Origin of the sequence: Duganella fentianensis (assembly GCF_009857835.1) — a bacterium.
GTDB classification, from domain to species: domain Bacteria; phylum Pseudomonadota; class Gammaproteobacteria; order Burkholderiales; family Burkholderiaceae_D; genus Rugamonas; species Rugamonas fentianensis.
This window is the reverse complement of record NZ_WWCL01000004.1, coordinates 546,395-565,704: the sequence shown is the minus strand read 5'-3', so window position 1 is coordinate 565,704 and position 19,310 is coordinate 546,395. Positions and strand designations below refer to the sequence as shown.

The following is a 19,310-nucleotide window of genomic DNA, read 5'->3' as shown; positions in this document are numbered from 1 at the left end:
ATTAGCTTGGTCGGAACTAGCGCACTATCCTGACAAAAATTTCGCAGGCCAGCCATTGCTGCAGCTGGCCGGCAAAATCGAATGCTTCATCCAGCTCGCAAGCCGCATCCAGTGCATCGCCCAGCGTAGCGCCGGCGGCCAGTACCGACAGGGCCGCGTGGCTGGCAGGGCTGAGCACGAGCAAACGTGCGCGCCATTGCGGCCGGCACACCAGCCCGAACTCGCTGCCTCGCACAGGCGCATACGGCGCCACGGCGCTATCAGGCTGATGAGCACTCCACGCGTCGAGCACCGTCCATGCCGGCGCCAGCAGCGTACAACTGGGTGCCAGCTGCAGATGCAACTGTTCCAGCCGATCCGGCGGCACGGCCGCCAGCTCGGCTGCACTGAGCACGGGCGCTGCGGCCGCATAATGGGCCCGGTGCATGGCCCACTCCAGCTCCGCCATCTCCGGCAGATAGGGCAGCCCGGCCACGGGCGGGAAGCTGCGCAGGAAAGCCGCGTAACGTGCGCCGAAACAGTTCAGATCGGGATTATCGGACGGATAGACATGGCCATAGGCGCGCGTCAGCCCTTCGAAAAATTCTTCACCCACCAGCTGGCGGATCACCGGATAGGCCGAGCTCAGTATCTTGTGCCAGCCCACCGTGAGGTTGCCGCGATACAGGGCCAAGCGGTGTGCATTCTGCTCGCCTTTGAATAGCACCAGCGCGGCCGGGGTCTGCTGCGGATCGAACAGGGCGGCCGTGAACGCCTGCTGGCTGGCGGCCAGCGCCGCCAGCTCCTGCGTGGCGCGCACCTGCGCCGGCTGCGACACCAGCAGCGACGGTGCAGCATGCCGGGCCTGCAGCACATCCGCCTTGGCCGCATCGGCCAGCAGCACTGCCAGCGGCGGCACATCGGTATCCCACTCGATCAGCGTAGGCACGGCGCCGAAGCGCTGCAAGGCATGCTGATAAAGCTGCCAGACTTCTGCACTGACGGGTGCGCCGTGGTGATCGATCACCGCCTGCGGCGTCACCAGATGGCCGGCCAGATGGATTTCGCCCACCGTGCCGGGCTGTATGGCGGCCATGGCTGCGAGCGCATCTTCGCCGTGATTGCATTGATTGACGTACAGATTATTCACGTCCAGCAGCAGCGCACAGCCCGTGCGCGCCACCAGTTCGGCCAGAAACTCGGCTTCGCTCATGGCGTCGTGCCGGTAGCGCAAATAGGTCGATACATTTTCCAGCAGAATCTGCCGCTTGAGCACATCCTGCACTTGCTGCACGCGCGCGCTGAGCAGATCGAGCGCAGCGTGGTCCAGCGTCACGGGCAGCAGATCATTGAGCTGGCGGTCGGCGACCGCGCTCCAGCACAGATGTTCGGAAACCAGTGCCGGCTGCACACGCTCGACCAGCGCCCGCACCCGTTGCAGATGCTGCGCCGAAAAGCCGCGTGCCGAGCCCAGACCCAGACCCACGCCATGCAGGCTGACGGGATAATCATGGCGCAGCTGTTCCAGCACATGGCTGTCCCAGCCGCCCTGATCCAGATAGTTTTCCGTGTGTACTTCCAGCCAGCCCACCCTGGGCCGCTGCTCCAGAAACTGCCGGTAGTGTGGCGTTCTCAGCCCGACGCCCACACCGGCGACGGGCGCTGCACTTCCCTTCAACGACATCGCGCTGCGCCCGACAAATGCTTACTTGGCTGGTGCCATGGTGGTCTTGCCCCCGGATTTTTCGCAAGTGCCTTTCGGAACATATTTCCATTCGGCCGGAGCATTGTCGGTCTTGGCCTGACCGGCGCAGGAGTGGGCCGCAGTGGCGCAGTCATTGGCGCCGGCTTTGGCTACGCCATAGCATTTTTCTTTTTCGTCGGCAGCAACGGCCTGGGTCATGGAAGCAGCGCAGACGGTGGCCAGAGCGGCGGCGATCAGGGCTTGACGTTTGTTCATGGTAAATCTCCTCGATATTAAAAGTGGCGTTGTGCTGCACAAGCGTGTGCAACTGTACAGTAGTCGCAGCACACGGGCGTGACCTTACACACTTTTTTCAGATTTTTTTCGGGAGTCGTTCGCCGGCCAGTCCGGCCAGAACCGCGGGCACAGATGTGCGCACGCGCACCGGCACGGCCAGCCCGTGGCAGGCGGGGCCGCAACGGCGGAGACGACGGCGCTCAGGCCGTGGTATTGATGGTGTTGCCGAGGTGCGAAGGCAGATTCGGTGCCGATGGCACTGGCGGTATCGCTTCGATCAGCGCACTGGCGCTAGATGCCTGAATATCCTGCGCTTTTTTCAACACGGCCACGCCTACGGCCTGCTTGGTGCCGGTGTCAGCTATCGTGCTGGCAGTCTGGGCAATGCCTGAGATGTCCATGAAATCCTCCATTAAGGGGTATCACTTCTTTTACGGACAGTGCGCGACAAACTTTAGGCAGTTAGCCGAATTTTTATTTCGATTCTTTGTAGTAATTCCGTACCCAGTCCAGCACCGTAGCGCGCTGGTTCAGATCCAGCCAGACCAGATGAGGCGGCAGTCCGGCCGGCGCTGCTTGATCAGAAGCAACTGCATAAATATACGGATCATGCGGGTACAGGGGCGGTTTGCCCACTTCGGGCCGGTAGACTTCCAGCTTGGGGATGGGGTCGGATTTGAAGCCCTCCAGCAGAGTCAGGTCAGCCGGCGACATGCGCGCCAGCTGCTGCTCCAGCGTCGGCTCGGGCGCACCGCGCAGCTCCTGCACGATGGACACGCGGTAAGGCGAAGCCACCATCACTTCCGCCGCACCGGCCATGCGCAGCCGGGCACTATCCTTGCGGGGCGGCTCCAGTTCGAGGTCGTGGTGGCTGTGCTTGATCATATTGATGCGCCCCCCCTCTGCCGCCAGACTGGCGATCAGAAATTCCAGCAAGGTGGTCTTGCCGCTGCCAGAGGTACCAGTCACCACCAGCACAGGGGAAAGCTGGCCGCCAACGTGCTTCTGCATAATGCTACTCCGCGAAATCAGGTTGCCGCCATTATACGCAGAGCAACCATTACGCGGCTTTAAGCGCTTATTCGTCCAGCGGCTTGAACGGCTCGTTGCGCTGCTGGCTGCCACCAAGCAGCAGCATGCCTATGCCTATCCACAGCGCCGCGTAAGAGCTGCTCGTGTTACGGGTGGTGTGTTCCTCCGCAGCATGGGCACGCGGCATCATGAAAGCGGCTGCGATCAGCAGAGGCATCAGTTTCAAGTGTTTCATCATAAATCCGTGCAAGAAGATTAATGATGTAAAAATATCACTTTCGCGTGACGCCTTGATGACAGTCCTAATACGGTACGCGGTAGCGGTAGCCGCGGAAACTGAATACAGCTTCGCGCGGCTGCAGTTTTTCCAGTACCAGCCCGGGCGCCACTTCCTCCCCTTCGTGACGCAGTACCTTGTCGATCAGCAGCAAGCGCTCGGCCGGATTCGGCGAGTAGATATAGCCCCCCACCGCAACGGCAGGAATGGCGCGCTGAATAGGCTCGGGCAGTTCGCGCAGATTGAGCACCGGCTCTTCACTGGCGCGGACCGTAGCGGCCGGCTTCGCTGCCGCCACGGGTGCCGGCGTAGCCGCGCCGCCAGCAGCACCGGCCGGCGCTGCAGTGGCCGCTGCCGGTGCAGCACTTGCTGCGTTGCCGGTAGTGCGTGCTGCCACGCCGCCGTGTGCCACCGGCGCCGGCAACGGTTCCGGCATGGCCACAGGCGGTACAGCCACCCGCAGGTTAAGTTCCTGCTTGAGTCCGGGCGGGGCGCCCGTCGCTGCGGGGCGCGGGACGGGCGGCGCAGCAGCGGTCAGCACAGCCGGCGTCGAGCCGGGAGCCGGGCGTAACAACAGCACCAGCAGCGCCACGATTACCACGGCCATCAGCAAGGCGGCCAGCGCCAGCGGGCGGCGCCACCATGGCAGTGCCGCCGCCAGCGATGGCGCCTGCATGCTCGCACCATGCAGCGTGGGCGCGCTGCCCAGCTGCCTTTCCGCCTGCGCCTTCTTCAGCGCTTCCAGTATGTACGACATCTATTTCCCCTCCGCTGCCAGCAAGCGCGGCTCGCGCACCCCACCCTGCTGATACAGGCGGATAAAAGTTTTCGGACCGGCCACGCCGTCGGCCTTGAGCTTCAGCTCGCTCTGAAATTCCGTCAGCCGCGCACGCAATGCAGCATTCAGCGGCTGCCCTTCGACCGGCTTTTTCAAGCCGTAGATCTGCGCCAGCCGCCGCGCCAGCCAGTCCACATCAGGGCCTTTATCGCCTGCCGAGACTTCGTCGCGCCAGCTGCGCGGGGCGCGCCAGTAAGTACTGAACTCGCCGCTGTAACGTGCTTCCAGCGCGGCAAGCTTGATGCGCTGCGGCTTGCCATCGGCGCCCTGCAAGGTGGCGTAATCTTCGCCCAGCGCAGTCAGCAACAGATAGTTGGGGCGTACCGGATCATCATGCAGGGTCAGCACGGCTGGCCTGTCGAGCTGGCGCAATTCGTCCAGCCCACCTTTCGCGGACAGGCAACGCAGATTCAGCTTTGCCGCCAGCGCACATGGCTCGCCGTCCGGTAGTTTCAGATCCCACAGCGCTGCCAGCGCGCGCAGCGCATCTGACTGGCTATATGTCGTGCCTACCCCTCCTGTCGCTGCCGCAGCAGTAGCCGGCGTGCCGACAGCGGCAGCCAGCTGTGGGGCAGTAGCTAGCTGCGCGGGTGCCGCTGCGGTTCCGGATGTCGCTGCAGATGTGGCGCGCGCTGCAGTGGCAGCCGCGGGCGCCGAGCCAGCGAGTGCCGTGGCTGCAGGTACCACACTCGGCGCGCTGCTCACCACACTGGAGGATGCGCGGCCGTAAGCGAGCCACACACCGGCACTGAGCAGCACCCCGCCCAGCACACCGGCCGCCAGCACAGGCCAGCGCGCAGATGCCTGCGCCGCACTCCCCGCCTCGGTACTGGCAAACACTTCCGCCGCCGCCTTGCGCAGGATGGCGCGCGTGACCTGCGGCTGGTTCTCGACGTAGGCGCCCAGCAGTGCACGGTCGCACAGCAGATTGATACGGCGCGGCACGCCCTTGGTGAGCTTGTGCAGCAGCGGCATCAGCGTACGCGGGAACGGTGCACTGGCCACCGCCCCTGCGACGGCCAGCCGGTGCTCGACATAGGCGCCCGTTTCGGCCGCTGTCAGCGAACCGAGGTGGTAGCGCGCAATCACGCGCTGGGCCAGCTGCTCCAGCTCCGGCTGCGCCACCATGCTGCGCAGTTCCGGCTGGCCGATCAGGATAATCTGCAGCAGCTTGCGCTCGCTGGTTTCCAGATTGGTCAGCAGGCGCAACTGCTCGAGCACGGCGGCCGACAGGTTCTGCGCCTCGTCGATGATGAGCACATTGTTGCGCCCTTGCGCATGGCTGGCCAGCAGATAGGCGTTGATGGCATCCACATAAGTCTTGACGCTGACGGCGCCCGCCCCTTGCGCCGGCAGCACGATGCCGAATTCGTCACAGATCGACAGCAGCAGTTCTTCCACCGACAGCTTGGGGTTAAAGATATACGCCAGCTTGCAGTTCTCGGGGATCTGCTCCATGAAGCAGCGGCAGACGGTGGTTTTACCGGCACCGATTTCGCCCGTCAGCAGCACGAAGCCGCCACCGCTGCCCACGCCATACAGCAGATGCGCCAGCGCCTCGCGATGGCGTTCGCTCATGAACAGGTAGCGCGGATCGGGGGCGATGGAAAAAGGCGGCTGCTTGAGATGGAAGTAATGGGTGTACATGGTCGGGACTACGCTGGCTGCAAGGCTTCCTTTATTTCGTCCGCGCACGCGCGGGCGGCATTTGCACGGCCGGCGGCTGCACCGGCGGCATGGGCTTGAACTTGGCGCAGTATATCTTGGAGCGCGTATCGAAATACACGATCCGGCTGGCCGGCTTGGATTCCCGTACGGGATAGGCAGAAGTATCGATGCGGGTGTAGTGGTGGCCGACCTGGGCGATGATGGCTTTCTCCAGATCCTCCGGCGGCGCTTCGGCCACGGCGCCGACGAAGATGTAAGGACTGGTGTCGTCGCTGACCATCACTTCCGGTATCGTGATGCCCCACAGGGTAGCGCCGTCGGTCTTGAACCAGAACGCTCCGCCCTCGTGCTTGTAGGGCTCTTTGAAAAACTTCACCAGATAGTCGTAGAAGTACAGATTATCCGTGTGATCGCGGCACAGCACGGCATTGCCGATGATGGTGCCGAAGGTGGTAGGCACGGCCTGCACCATGCCGGTTTGCGCGGCCAGCGCCACAGCGGCCAGCAGTGGACGCCAGCGTGAGCGCATCAGGCTTTGGACAACCACAGACGGTTGGCGCTGATGCGTGCTTTGGCCGTGGCAGGCAAGGCTTCGTAGCAACCGGGATGCTGTTTCAATGCGCCCTCGCGGATTTCCTTGTGCAGACCATTAATGATAAAAACGTACAGCACCGAGCCGTCTTCCTTATTTTTCGTCCCCATATACTTGATCATGTGCGCTCTCCAGATACGTGCGCAGGTGTTTCCCGGCAATACGTTCAATAACGGCAGTCAGCTGCCTACAACTTTAGCCTATTGTTGGCTATAAATTTGTGATTCCTATTATGACAGTTTGAATTCAAATCACATACTATTTCCATGCGTCAAAAATGCGGCTGTTGCAGCCCGGCAGCCACCGTTCAGGCGCGCATTTTTGCAGCTGATGCCGCGAATTGGCACATTCGTCCCAAACTGCCTACGCCGCGCCGGCAAAACCCTTATCGTTTCACCATCGCCACTACCGATGACCGAGACTATCATGAAGCCTACGTTGACGCCCGCCAAGCTGACTGCCGCCGTTGCCGCCACCCTGCTGCTGGCCGCCCTGCCCGTCCATGCCGATAACAAGACCGATACCGCCAGCACCACGGAAAACCGCAACGTGGCAGCTTTCAGCAATATCGCCGTGGATGGTCCTTTCCACGTCATCATCAGCAACCAGCCCGGCACCAGCATAGAGCTGAGCGGCCAGCGCCGCCAGCTGGCAGAAATTGAAACCAGCGTCAGCGGCGACACCCTGACCGTGCGCCAGCCGCGCCACAAGAGCAAAGGCTGGACCTTCAACTTCAGCTGGAACAAGGAAAGCAAGCCGCCCGTTACCATACGCATCAGCGCGACCACCCTGAAAAGCCTGCGCAACAGCGGCAGCGGCAATATCGAGCTGCAGAACGTGCAGGGCCAGCAACTGACGGTGTATGCCGAAGGCTCGGGCGATATCTACGCCAGCGGCAACGTGCGCGACCTGACGGTACAGGCTTCCGGCAGCGGCGATCTGCGCCTGCGCACCCTCAAGGCGAACAGCCTGAACCTGACCATGAACGGCGCCGGCGATGTCGATGCGGCCGGCATGACGCAGGATGTGAACCTGACGCTGAACGGCTCGGGCGACCTGCACCTCGATGACCTGCACGCGGGCCGCATCAATGCCGCCCTGCATGGCCCCGGCTCCGTCTCCCTGAGCGGCAGCAGCGCCGAGCTGCGCACGGAAATCACCGGCTCCGGCGATCTGGATGCCTGCACCCTGAGTACGGAAGCAGCCAGTGCCGCCCTGCGCGGCCCCGGCGAAGCCTGCATCTCCGGCAATCTCAAGAAATTCGACGGCGAAGTGCGTGGTTCGGGCGATCTGACCGTGCGTGGTCTGCAGGCTGCCAGCGTACATGCCGTGCTGACCGGCCCCGGCAACATGATCCTGAGCGGCAATGTCGGCCAGCTCAATGCCGAACTGAGCGGCTCCGGCGATCTCGAGGGCCAGAACCTGCAGGTCGGCCGCGCTACCGCACGCAGCCGCGGCCCCGGCAGTATCTACCTGAGCCGCGTGAACGAAACGCTGGATGCGGAAATGAGCGGCTCCGGCGACCTGAGCGCCACGGCCGCCTGCAAGTCCGTCAAGCTCAGCATACAGGGTCCCGGCGACATCAAACTCGATGGCCGTACCGAACAGCTGACGGCGCAGCTCAATGGTTCGGGCAATCTGAACGCACGCCAGCTGCTGACCCAGCAGACCGACATACAGGTGCGTGGCCCCGGCAATGCCGTGGTCAATCAGGCCGGCCGCACTTCCGGCGAACGCACCCAGCTGGTGACCTACGAACGCCGCGGCCAGCGCAGCACCCAGTGACGCCTCCAGCGGGCAGGCCACCGTGCCTGCCCGTGCGCGCTCCCGCGCTCCCGCCTCCCCGCCTCCCCGCCTCCCCGCTTTCCTGCCGCCCCACCGTCTCCCCGTCTTGGTCTTCCCCCGTCGCCGGCCCTGCCGCGCCCCGCACAGCTCACCAAAGCAGCAACAGACCGACCAGATACAGACCAAAGTGGCATGCAAATACCACACTGCGCCAAACCGCTATATTTTTTACTATTTCCTTTAATTACAATTACTTATAAAAAATTCGCAGCATACAATTGCCAGTCCACTTCATTATTTTATAATACCAGTTAAATACCTGTTGACAAGCTGGTTTGCAAGCCCCTATAGTGCCCTCAACGCCGGACTTCCACGGCGACCTACACAGATAATCATGATCGAATTCTTACTCGGGGTAGACGGCGGCGGCAGCGGCACCAGAGTACGTCTGGCACGTACTGATGGCATAGAACTGGCAGAAGGTGTAAGCGGTCCATCCGGCCTGATGCACGGCATCGTCAATGCCTGGAAGGCCGTCGAGGAAGCAGCCGCCATGGCCTACCGCGCCGCCGATCTGGCGCCCCCCGAGCGTAGCCACGTGGCCATCGGCCTCGGTCTGGCTGGCGTGCACAATAAACAGTGGGCCGCCGAATTCGTCGCAGCCAATCCCGGCTATGCCCGCGTCGCGCTGGAAAGCGACGGCCACACCACCGTACTGGGCGCGCACCGCGGCCAGCCCGGCGCCATCATTGCGCTCGGCACCGGCAGCGTAGGTGAAATCAAACGCCTCGACGGCGTCCACGTAGAAGTCGGCGGCTGGGGCTTCCCCGCTGGCGACGAAGCTTCGGGCGCCTGGATGGGCCTGCGCGCCATCAACCACGTGCAGCAGGTGCTCGATGGCCGCAAGCCGGCCGACGCCTTCAGCCACGACGTGGCGCAAGCCTGCGGCGGCGAACGCACGGCAATCCAGAACTGGCTGGCCCGCGCCACCCAGACCAATTATGCGCAACTGGCCCGGCTGGTGCTGCAGCATGGCGAAAGCAATGAGGTAGCACGCGCCATCCTGCTGGAAGCCGGCCGTCAGGTCGAGCTGATGGGCAATGCGCTCGACGGCACGGGCACCCTGCCCATCGCCCTGTGCGGCGGCCTTGCTGCACCGCTGCGCCCCTACCTGCCGGTCTCCATGCTGCGCCGTATCGTCAACCCGCAAGGTGATTCCGCCGCCGGTGCGCTGCGCCTGATCCAGCAGCAGCTGAAAGGATAAGCCGGTGCTGAGCCAACTGCGCGATTTCCATCCCGATGCCGATAGCGATACCCCGCTGTATGTGCAGCTGGCGAACAAGCTGACCGACGGCATCGCTGCCGGCGACTGGCGCGTCAATGAAGCCCTGCCATCGGAGCGGGTGCTGTCGGAAATGCTGACCATTTCGCGCGTCACGGCGCGCAAGGCCATCGACATGCTGTGCGAACGCGGCATGCTGACGCGCAAACGCGGCTCCGGCACCTATATCACACCCAAGCTGGAACAGCCGCTGTCGCGCCTGACCAGCTTCTCGGAAGAGCTGCGCGAACGGGGCTTCTCGGCCGGTTCGCGCTGGCTGCAGCGCGAAATCGGCATCGCCTCGCCGACCGAAGTGCTGTCGCTGGGCCTGTCGCCGAATATGCCGGTAGCACGCCTGAAGCGCCTGCGTACGGCAGATGATGTGGTGATGGCGATCGAAACCACCACCATACCGGCCCAATACATGCCGAATCCGCACAGCGTACAGGATTCGCTGTACGGCTACCTGGAAGCCAATGGCACCATCCCGATGCGCGCGCTACAGCATATCCGCGCCGTCAACGCCAGTGCCGAACAAGCGCAACTGGCCAGCATACCTGCGGGGGCAGCCATGCTGCACATTACCCGCGTCAGTTATCTCGACAACGGCGCAGCGGTGGAACTGACCCACTCGTATTGCCGCAGTGATTATTATGAATTTGTAGCGGAGTCGCGCAGATGAGCGATGCAATCAAGGGCAGCAATCGTATCAAGGGCAATATCCTCACCACGGCAGGCTGGGTGCATGGCGAGATCACCTTCGCCGAGCGCATCAGCGCTGTCCACGGTGATCATGGTGGCCCCGAACTCAATCGCGACGATTACATCCTGCCCGGCTTTATCGACCTGCACGTGCATGGCGGCGGCGGCAAGGATGTGATGGAAGGCGGCGACGCCATACACACCATCGCTGCAGTGCATGCGCGCCATGGCACCACCAGCCTGCTGGCCACCACCATGACGGCGCCGCCGGAAGATATCGAACAGGCGCTGCGCGGCATACAGCGCGCCGTGCAGCAGCGCGGCAAAGGCGAAGCCCGCGTGCTCGGCGTGCACCTCGAAGGCCCGTTCATCAACTCCGGCAAGCTCGGTGCCCAGCCGCCCTATGCGCGTTCGGCCAAGCTGGCCGACGTGGAACAGCTGGAAGCACTGGCGCCACTCAAACTGATTACCGTCGCCCCGGAACTGGAAGGCCATCTGGAACTGGTACGCGAACTGTCCGAAGCGGGCATGCGCGTGCAGATCGGCCACACGCTGGGCAGCTACGAAGATGGCGTGGCAGCGCTCAAGCATGGCGCCCACGGTTTCACCCATCTGTTCAACGCCATGACGGGCTTGCACCACCGCGAACCGGGCATGGTGGGCGCCGCGCTGGCACATGCCCATTACGCCGAAGTCATCCCCGATTTACTGCACGTGCATCCGGGTGCCATCCGCACCGCACTGCGCTGCATACCGCAACTGTATTGCGTCACCGATTCAACCTCCGCTACCGGCATGCCCGATGGCGAATATATGCTGGGCCGCCACACCGTCATGAAATGCATGGGCGGGGTAAGGCTGGCCGACGGCACGCTGGCAGGCAGCACACTCACTATGGACCAGGCGCTACGCAACCTGGTCGGACTCGGCCTCGATCTGGCAGATGCCTCGGCACGGGTCTCAACCAACGCGGCCGACTATCTCGGCCTGCAAGAGCGGGGCCGTCTGGCTCCCGGCACCTATGCCGATCTGGTGGTGCTCGACCGTGACCTGAACCTCAAAGCCGTCTATATCGAAGGAGAACTGTTGTGACCTCAATGATGTTGAAAGAAGCCCTGTCCGCCGCTGATTGCGTAGCCCTGCAACTGGCCAGCGATGGCGATGCCTATGCGGAGCTGGGCCGCAAATTGAGGAGCACGTCCTTCTCGACCGCACTGACGATCGCGCGCGGCAGCTCGGACCACGCCTGCGCCTACGCGGCCTACCTGATCATGGCCCGTCTGGGCCGCGTGGTGGCTTCGCTGCCGATGTCGCTGGTAACGCTGAACAAGTCGCCGCTGATCACGCGCGACACGCTGGCCATCTCCATCTCGCAATCGGGCCAGAGCCCGGACGTGGTAGAACCGATCAAATACTTCCGCGATGGCGGTGCCACCACCGTGGCACTGGTCAACGATATCGAATCGCCGCTGGCCCACGCTGCCGAATACGCGATTCCGCTGCGCGCCGGTAAAGAGCAGAGCGTGGCCGCCACCAAGAGCTTCATCACCAGCATGGTCGCTGGTGCCCGTCTGGTGGCTGCATGGCAGAACGATCCTGAGCTGCAGGCCGGTCTGGAAGCGCTGCCCGAATCGCTGCGCGCTGCAACCAAGGAAGACTGGAGCCCGGCCATCGAAGTGCTGGCACCGGCCCGCAACATCATGGTGGTCGGCCGCGGCATCAGCTTCCCGGTCGCACTGGAAGCCTCGCTGAAATTCAAGGAAACCTCGGCCCTGCAGGCCGAAGCCTTCAGCGGCGCCGAAATCAAGCACGGCCCGATGGCCCTGATAGAAGACGGCTACCCGCTGGTGATCTTCGCCACCCGTGGCCCGACCCAGGCTGGCCTGCTGCAACTGGCGAGCGAAATGCGTGGCCGTGGTGCCCGCGTGCTGCTGGCGGCACCGGCCGATGTGGCCGAACGCGATCTGACTCTGCCAGTAGCGGCCACGCCGGACCTCGATCCTATCGTGGCGATTCAGGCCTTCTACGTGATGGCAGCCCAGCTGTCGGCTGCGCGTGGCATGGACCCGGATGCACCGCGCCACCTGAGCAAAGTCACCAAAACCAACTAAGCAGCACCACGCCGCGCCACCATCCATGAGCATGCAGACCTTGCGCAAACTATCGGCACTGCTGGTCGCATGGATGGTGGGCTCGCTGGCCACGGCGGCTAGCCCTAGCCTGCCGCCGGTCCAGAAGATCGAATTCTGGACCTTCAGCATGAAGCCCAAATTCACCCCCTACTTCGAACAGCTGGTGCAGCGCTACGAGCGCGACAACCCCGAGGTAAAAGTGGAGTGGGTCGACTTCCCGTGGGATATCATCCAGACCAAACTGGTCACCCGCATCGTCGCCGGCACCCCGCCAGCACTGGTCAATCTCAACGTGCCCTGGGCCGACGAGTTTGCCCGCGATGGTCTGCTGCTGCCGGTGGACGGCCTGCTGGCCGACGCGCGTGCACGCTACCTGCCCGGCACGCTGCAGGATCTGACCTTCGGCGGCAAGACCTACGGCTTCCCCATGTATAGCAACGTGGCGGTCATCACCTACAACACCGAAATTTTCAAACAGGCTGGCATCACCCGCGCCCCGCGCGACCTCGATGAACAGCTGCTGTTTGCGCGCCAGATCGCGGCCCGCACGGGCAAGGCCGGTCTGTGCCCTGCCCTGTCGAAAATCGATGGTCTGATGATGCAGCAGGGTCTGCCCCTGCTACGCGATGGCAAAGCCGTATTCAATTCACCGGCCCATGTGGCACTGATCCGCAAGCTGGCAGACACCTACCGCGCCGGCGGCCTGCTCAAGGATGCCCTGTTCGCCGAGGATAACTTCCCCGCCGCCATCGACGCCTACAAAGGCGGCCGGCTCGGCATGCTGCTGGCACCGCCCACGGCCGTGCGCCGTATCGAAACGGACGCCAAGGATATCTACGCCATCACCGATGTGGCGCCGGCGCCGCTAGGCCCTACCGGCATCGCCGATGGTGGCTGGCTGGTGCATTTCGCCGTGCCGAAAAATGTCAGTCCTGCGCTGCTGCCTGCGGTCGGCAAGTTCGCCCGCTACCTCACCAACGACGCCAACCAGCTGGCCTTCGCCAAGCAGGCCAGCGTGTATCCGGCCATGGCGCAGGCAGCCAACGATGCCTTCTTCACCACCGTGCCGGCCGGTGCCGGTGCGGCCGAAAAAGCCGTCGCTGCCGGTGCCGTCTCCATGCCCCATTCGCATACGATGTACGTGGCCGGCATTGACGATTACGACGAACTGCGCCGCTATCTGGTGAAAGCCGTGGAAGCGGGCGTGACGGGCAAGCAGGATATCCGCCTCGCGCTCGATCAGGCCGTGCTGCAGTGGAACCGCAAACTTGCCAGCCTGCGGAGCCATTAAGATGCGCAACCTGACTGCATGGCTGTTCCTCGCACCGGCACTGGCACTGCTGGCGGTGTTCTCGTTCTGGCCCGTGGCCTTTGGTTCGCTGCTGGCCTTTACCGACTATAGCCTGATCCGCGAGACCCACTGGGTAGGTCTGGATAACTTCCGCTACATCTTCAACAACGAGATGTTCGTCACGGGCCTGAAAAACTCCCTCGTGTTCCTGCTGATGGTGCCCTTCGTGCAGATCGGTGCACTGAGTCTGGCCGTGCTGGTGAATAATCAGCTGCCCGGCATCCGCTACTTCCGCGCTGCCTTCTATGTGCCGGTCGTCACCACCGTCTCCGTGGTCGGCATCATGTGGGGTTTCATGTTCCACGAACAGGGTGCGCTCAACTACGTACTGATGCTGTGCCGTCTGGTCGATGCGCCCGTAGGCTGGCTGTCCAACGACAGTCTGGCGCTGTTTGCCATCATGTTCGTCACACTGTGGCGCGGGCTGGGCTGGTATATGGTGATGTATCTGGCCGCACTGCAGGCCGTGCCGGCCGATATGCAGGAAGCCGCCATCCTCGATGGTGCCAGCCGCTGGCAGCGTTTCTGGAAAATCACCGTGCCCATGCTGCGCCCTACCATCATGGTGTGCGCCATCCTGTCCGTGCTGGCCGCACTGAAAGCCTATCAGGAAGTGGACGTGCTGACCCAGGGCGGCCCCATGAACTCTACCTTCACGGGTCTGTACTACGCCTACGATCAGGGCCTCAAGCACCTGAAGCTGCCGCGCGCACTGGCGGCCAGCTTCGTCATGTCGGTGTTCTGCATAGGCATAGCCCTGCTATGCCTGCGCTATCTGAAACCCAAACACCGCCCATGAAGACGCCCTTGAAAACACTCGCCCACTATCTGCTGCTCAGTGCACTGGCACTGGTGTGCGTATTCCCGTTCTGGTGGACGCTGGTCACGGCGCTGTCCACGGAAGGGAATATCTTCGCCTTCCCGCCCACCTTCTGGCCGCGCGAGCCATCACTGGCGAACTTCATCGCCGTGTTCGAAACCCTCCCCATGGCCAGCTTCCTCGGCAACTCGCTGCTGATCGCGGCCTGCACCGTGTTCTGGAAGCTGGCCCTGTGTTCGGCCGCTGCCTATCCGCTGGCGCGTATGCAGTTCAAGGGCCGCAAGCTGGTGTTCGGCCTGATCCTCGCCACGCTGGTGCTGCCGTCGGAAGTGAACTTCCTCGTCAACTTCATCACCGTTACCAAACTCAGTCTGGTCGATACCTACACGGGCGTGATCCTGCCGAATGTCGTTACGGCGGTGGCCATCCTGCTGCTCAAGCAGGCTTTCGAAGAAGTGCCGCAGGATCTGATCGACGCAGCGCGCGTGGACGGCGCTTCGGAATGGACCATCTTCTATAAAATCATGCTGCCACTGATCGCCCCGTGGCTGGCCACGGTCGGCATCCTGACGGCGGTGGAAGCATGGAATGAATACATCTGGCCATCCATCGTGATGAGCAAGCCAGACCAGTTCCCGCTGTCGGTCGGCGTGCTGTATTTACGCGGCACGTTCGGCAGCAGCACGCGCGTGATCGCCGCCGGCACCGTGCTTACCATACTGCCTACACTGGCAGCCTTCCTCTTTACTCAACGATTCTTCATGCGCGGCATGGATGGAGCAGTGAAATGACCTTAACCCCACAAGTAACCCAAGACCAGTTGCGCAAGCTGGCCGGCCAGCTAATCATGATCCGCTTCCCCGGTACCACGCTCGATGCCGCCACCGCTGATTTCCTCAAGACTAACGGCATCCGCGCTGTCTGTCTGTTCCGCGGCAATATGACCGACTCGGTCCAGCTAGCCAGGCTGACGGCCGATCTGCGCGCCGTGATGGGCGACGAAGCCCTGATCGCCATCGATCAGGAAGGCGGCGCCGTGGTGCGCTCCACCTGGGTACCGGCACCACCAGCGGCCATGGGTCTCGGTGCCGCCAACGACCTCGATCTGAGCTACCGCACCGGCGCCGCCGTGGCGCGCGCCGTCAAGGCGCTGGGCTTCAACTGGAACTTCGCTCCCGTGCTGGACCTGAACAACAACCCGCACAACCCCGTCATCGCCGAGCGCTCGTTTGGCGCCGAGCCTACCCGCGCGGCCGAACTGGCCATGGCATGGATGGCCGGCTCGCACGCGGAAGGCGTGGCCTGCTGCGTCAAGCACTTCCCCGGCCACGGCGACACCAGCGTCGATTCGCACCGCGACCTGCCCACCGTGGACAAACCAGTCGCCGAACTGGAACGCATGGAACTGGCGCCGTTCCGCATCGCCGCCGGTGCCGCACCGGCCATGATGACGGCCCACATTGTCTACCCGACGCTGGATGCCGACAATCCGGCCACCATGTCGCGCCGCATCCTCACCGGCATGCTGCGCGAGGAATGGCAGTATCAGGGCATCATCATCACCGACGGCATGGACATGCACGCGATTGCCGGCCGCTACGGCGTAGGCAATGCCGCCGTGCGCGCACTGACGGCCGGTGCCGACATGGTGATGGCACTGGGCACCACGGAAACGCAGGAAGAAACCCTGAACGCCATCGCCGCTGCCATCGCTTCCGGCGAGATTTCGCAGGCCGATATCCAGCGCCGTCTGGCCCGCCTCGGCGCGCTGGCACAGGCATATCCGTGCAAGCAGCGCTCCTACAAGGAAGACGCCAGCGACCGCCGCATCATGGCCGAAGGCTGGCAGCGCAGCCTGACCGCCTACGGCGCGCCACAGCGCCCGGCCGCTGGCGCGCGCGTGCGTCTGGTGGCACGGCAGGATGTGGTGAGCGACGGCGTATCGGAAGCCGGCGTGCCGGCCGCCGTGGTGGCCGACTCGCTGCGCACGCTGTACGATGTGGAACTGCTCACCTACGACAACGCCGACAGCTTCGACTGGAGCAGCCTGCCCGATGATGGCCGCTACACCATGCTGGCCTCCACCTCGCGCCTGCGCTATGGCGACAACGCGCGCAACAACTGGAAACCCGATCTGCATCTGGCGCTGTGGAACCCGTATCAGGCGCTCGACATCCAGGCCCCTGCCCTGCTGACCTACGGCTTTGCCCAGCCGGCACTGGAGGCCATCAACCTGTGGCTGTCCGGCACGCTGGAAGCCAATGGCCGCGTACCGGTTGCCGGCTTCGAATAATAAAAACCTGAGGGGAGACACCACATGGAACACAGCACACCAGCCGTACGCAATCCGAAATTCTGGGTACCCAGCCTGTATCTGGCACAGGGCCTGCCTTTCTTCGCCGTGATGATCGTGGCCAACCAGATGCTCAAGAGTATGGGCGTGCCCAACGACGAGCTCAATCACTGGACCGGGCTGATCGGCTTTGCGTGGGTGTTCAAGCCGCTGTGGAGTCCCTTCCTCGAACTGGCCAGCAGTAAAAAACTGGTGGTGGTCGGCTTCCAGATCATGGGTGGCCTGTGTCTGGGTGGCGTGGCGCTGTCGCTGCATACGCCGTTCTGGTTTGCTGCCGTGCTGACCATGCTGGGACTGGTGGCCATCTCCGCCGCCACCCACGATATCGCCTGCGATGGCCTGTACATCACCAGCCTCGATGAAAAAGGTCAGGCGCAGTATGCCGGCTGGACCGGCACCTTCTTCAATGCCGGTAAATTCTTCACCACAGGCGGCCTGCTGCTGCTGGCCGGACACTTCGAAAAATCCATAGGCGTGGTACCGGCATGGACCATCAGCTACTGCATCCTCGCCGCCATCATGGTCACGCTGGGCCTGTACAACAGCTGGGCCCTGCCGCTGGCGAAGAATGCCACCAGCGACGAGCACAATGCAGCGGCAATAGCACGCACGCTGTGGCAGGTGATCATCGAATTCTTCCGCAAAAAAGGCATCTGGGTTTCCATAATCTTCATCATCCTGTTCCGCGCCGGCGAGGCGCAGGTGCAGTCCATCGGCCCGCTGTTCCTGCGTGAAGCACGCCATCTGGGCGGCCTTGGTCTGAGCACAGCAGAAGTGGGCGCCGTGTATGGCACGGTGGGCACGGTGGCCTTCGTGGTGGGCAGTATCGCCGGTGGCTATTTCACCTCGTGGCTCAGCCTCAAACGCGCCATCCTGTGGCTGATACTGGCCGTGAACCTGCCGAATCTGGCCTTCTATCTGCTGTCCGTGTTCCAGCCTACCCAACTGTCGGTGATCGGCGTGGCCCTGAGCGTGGAGATGTTCGGCTACGGCTTCGGCTTCGTCGGTCTGATTCTGTACATGATGCAGGTGGTCGCACCGGGCAAATACCAGACGGCCCACTATGCGTTCGCGACGGGTGTAATGCAGCTAGGCTTCGTGCTGTTCAAACTGTTCAGCGGCGACATCCAGCTGGCACTCGGTTACCGTAACTTCTTCGTGTGGGTGATGATCTGCGCCGTGCCGGTGGCCGTGCTGTCGCAGCTGATTCCTATGGCCGCCCGTCCGCAGGAGGACGAGGCTCAAGCGGAAGGCAATCCTGCCGCCGCCAGCGCGGGTTGAGTCCATGGCCAGTGTCAGTCTCAGACAGATCGTCAAGCATTACGACAAAACCGCCGTGCTGCACGGCATAGACCTCGATATCGCCGACGGCGAACTGATGGTGTTCGTCGGTCCGTCCGGCTGCGGCAAGTCCACCCTGTTGCGCATGATCGCCGGTCTGGAAAATATCAGCAGCGGCGATCTGCATATCGGCGGCGTGCGCGCCAACGATATCGCGCCGGCCCAGCGCAAGCTGGCCATGGTGTTCCAGTCGTATGCGCTATACCCGCACATGACGGTGTACGACAACATGGCTTTTGCCCTCAAGCTGGCCGGCCAGAAAACGCCTGCCATCGACGCCGCCGTGCAGCGCGCAGCGGACACCTTGCAGATCTCCCAGCTACTGCAGCGCAAACCGTCCGAACTGTCGGGCGGCCAGCGCCAGCGCGTGGCCATAGGCCGCGCCATCGTGCGCACACCGGAGCTATTCCTGTTCGATGAACCGCTGTCGAATCTCGATGCCAGCCTGCGCGTGCAGATGCGGGTAGAGATCAGCCGGCTGCACCGCGAACTGCAGACCACCATGATCTACGTCACCCACGATCAGGTGGAAGCCATGACGCTGGGCCAGCGCATCGCCGTGTTCAATGGCGGCCGCATCGAGCAGGTGGGCACGCCGCACCAGCTGTACAACCATCCGGCCAATCTGTTTGTGGCGGGCTTCCTCGGCACGCCGAAGATGAACTTCATCAGCGCCGAGGTGATCTCCCGCAGCGCCGATCAGCTCAATCTGCTGCTGCCGGGCGGCGCCATCGTCGCCGTAGCCTGCGCGGCGGGCAGTAGCGCCAGCAGCGGCGATCGCGTCACGCTGGGCGTGCGCGCCGAGCACCTTCGCCTGCTGCCTGGCGCGGATGACAACACAGTGGAGGTCTGCATAGGCCATATCGAATATCTGGGCGACCAGTCCATCGTCTATGCCAGTCTGGATGGCCGCAGCGAGCTGATTGCCATCCGTGCACCGGCTGCGGCGGCCACGCTGCAGGCAGGACAGCGCTGCCATCTGCAGCTGCCCGTGCTGCAGTGCCACATTTTCGACCGCAGCGGTCTGGCCCTCACCAGCACCGTACGGCACGCTTGATTTCAGTTTTTCCGCCAGTTTTATGTAACAATACGCGGGTTTACTCCGTCGCGACGGCAGGGCCTACCAGCCCGTTCGCTC

At 63.2% G+C, this 19,310-nt stretch carries 20 protein-coding genes; 11 read left to right on the top strand and 9 right to left on the bottom strand.

From position 1 onward, the window contains the following. Positions 1-16: 16 nt before the first annotated feature. The 9 genes from bufB to GTP23_RS19565 all read right to left on the bottom strand — a co-directional run bounded on the left by bufB (position 17) and on the right by GTP23_RS19565 (position 6,477). Complete coding sequence (gene bufB / locus GTP23_RS19605) at positions 17-1,663, bottom strand: MNIO family bufferin maturase (RefSeq protein ID WP_161036645.1); 1,647 nt, start codon at positions 1,661-1,663, stop codon at positions 17-19. Positions 1,664-1,684: 21 nt separating this feature from the next. After that, complete coding sequence (locus tag GTP23_RS19600) at positions 1,685-1,939, bottom strand: BufA1 family periplasmic bufferin-type metallophore (RefSeq protein ID WP_161036644.1); 255 nt, start codon at positions 1,937-1,939, stop codon at positions 1,685-1,687. Positions 1,940-2,160: 221 nt separating this feature from the next. Further along, entirely contained in the window at positions 2,161-2,361 is a 201-nt protein-coding gene (locus tag GTP23_RS19595) for a YjfB family protein (protein WP_155434629.1), read from the bottom strand. Between the two features lie 73 nt (positions 2,362-2,434). Then, entirely contained in the window at positions 2,435-2,971 is a 537-nt protein-coding gene (mobB, locus tag GTP23_RS19590; protein ID WP_161036643.1) for a molybdopterin-guanine dinucleotide biosynthesis protein B, read from the bottom strand. 67 nt (positions 2,972-3,038) lie between these two features. Next, positions 3,039-3,227, bottom strand: a complete 189-nt coding sequence (locus GTP23_RS19585; protein WP_161036642.1) for a hypothetical protein — start codon at positions 3,225-3,227, stop codon at positions 3,039-3,041. 67 nt (positions 3,228-3,294) lie between these two features. Continuing rightward, positions 3,295-4,026: a general secretion pathway protein GspB gene (locus GTP23_RS19580; RefSeq protein ID WP_161036641.1), complete on the bottom strand. Its 732-nt coding sequence runs from the start codon at positions 4,024-4,026 to the stop codon at positions 3,295-3,297. Then, a complete protein-coding gene (locus GTP23_RS19575) occupies positions 4,027-5,754 on the bottom strand; it encodes an ExeA family protein (RefSeq protein WP_161036640.1) in 1,728 nt (575 codons plus the stop codon). A gap of 31 nt (positions 5,755-5,785) precedes the next feature. Further along, on the bottom strand, positions 5,786-6,304 hold the full coding sequence (locus tag GTP23_RS19570; RefSeq protein WP_161036639.1) for a hypothetical protein: 519 nt from the start codon (positions 6,302-6,304) through the stop codon (positions 5,786-5,788). Next, the gene (locus tag GTP23_RS19565) at positions 6,304-6,477 is read right to left on the bottom strand and encodes a hypothetical protein (RefSeq protein ID WP_229256189.1); all 174 of its coding nucleotides are present in this window, start codon (positions 6,475-6,477) and stop codon (positions 6,304-6,306) included. The genes GTP23_RS19570 and GTP23_RS19565 overlap by 1 nt, the downstream gene beginning before the upstream one ends. A 316-nt stretch (positions 6,478-6,793) precedes the next feature. Between GTP23_RS19565 and GTP23_RS19560 the strand changes: the two genes are divergently transcribed. From GTP23_RS19560 to GTP23_RS19510, 11 genes are all read left to right on the top strand, one after another. After that, positions 6,794-8,152, top strand: a complete 1,359-nt coding sequence (locus GTP23_RS19560) for a GIN domain-containing protein (protein WP_161036638.1) — start codon at positions 6,794-6,796, stop codon at positions 8,150-8,152. Between the two features lie 394 nt (positions 8,153-8,546). Continuing rightward, a complete protein-coding gene (locus GTP23_RS19555) occupies positions 8,547-9,416 on the top strand; it encodes a glucosamine kinase nucleotide-binding domain-containing protein (protein ID WP_161036637.1) in 870 nt (289 codons plus the stop codon). Positions 9,417-9,420: 4 nt separating this feature from the next. After that, positions 9,421-10,155 carry a GntR family transcriptional regulator gene (locus tag GTP23_RS19550; protein ID WP_161036636.1) on the top strand — a complete coding sequence of 245 codons (735 nt, stop codon included), beginning with the start codon at positions 9,421-9,423 and terminating at the stop codon, positions 10,153-10,155. Next, entirely contained in the window at positions 10,152-11,267 is a 1,116-nt protein-coding gene (gene nagA, locus GTP23_RS19545) for an N-acetylglucosamine-6-phosphate deacetylase (RefSeq protein ID WP_161036635.1), read from the top strand. Before GTP23_RS19550 ends, nagA begins: the two co-directional genes overlap by 4 nt. 5 nt (positions 11,268-11,272) lie before the next feature. Continuing rightward, positions 11,273-12,286, top strand: a complete 1,014-nt coding sequence (locus GTP23_RS19540) for an SIS domain-containing protein (RefSeq protein WP_161036833.1) — start codon at positions 11,273-11,275, stop codon at positions 12,284-12,286. 25 nt (positions 12,287-12,311) lie between these two features. After that, positions 12,312-13,598 carry an ABC transporter substrate-binding protein gene (locus GTP23_RS19535; protein ID WP_229256188.1) on the top strand — a complete coding sequence of 429 codons (1,287 nt, stop codon included), beginning with the start codon at positions 12,312-12,314 and terminating at the stop codon, positions 13,596-13,598. 1 nt (position 13,599) lies between these two features. Beyond that, positions 13,600-14,457 (top strand): carbohydrate ABC transporter permease, encoded by an 858-nt coding sequence (locus GTP23_RS19530; RefSeq protein ID WP_161036634.1) that lies wholly within the window; start codon positions 13,600-13,602, stop codon positions 14,455-14,457. An 8-nt stretch (positions 14,458-14,465) separates the two neighbouring features. Continuing rightward, entirely contained in the window at positions 14,466-15,269 is an 804-nt protein-coding gene (locus tag GTP23_RS19525) for a carbohydrate ABC transporter permease (protein ID WP_229256187.1), read from the top strand. Beyond that, positions 15,266-16,771, top strand: coding sequence for a beta-N-acetylhexosaminidase (nagZ, locus tag GTP23_RS19520; protein ID WP_161036632.1), 1,506 nt, complete (start codon positions 15,266-15,268; stop codon positions 16,769-16,771). The genes GTP23_RS19525 and nagZ overlap by 4 nt, the downstream gene beginning before the upstream one ends. Positions 16,772-16,795: 24 nt before the next feature. Then, entirely contained in the window at positions 16,796-18,112 is a 1,317-nt protein-coding gene (locus tag GTP23_RS19515; protein WP_161036631.1) for an MFS transporter, read from the top strand. Between the two features lie 4 nt (positions 18,113-18,116). Further along, a complete protein-coding gene (locus GTP23_RS19510) occupies positions 18,117-19,229 on the top strand; it encodes an ABC transporter ATP-binding protein (protein WP_161036630.1) in 1,113 nt (370 codons plus the stop codon). Positions 19,230-19,310: the final 81 nt, after the last annotated feature.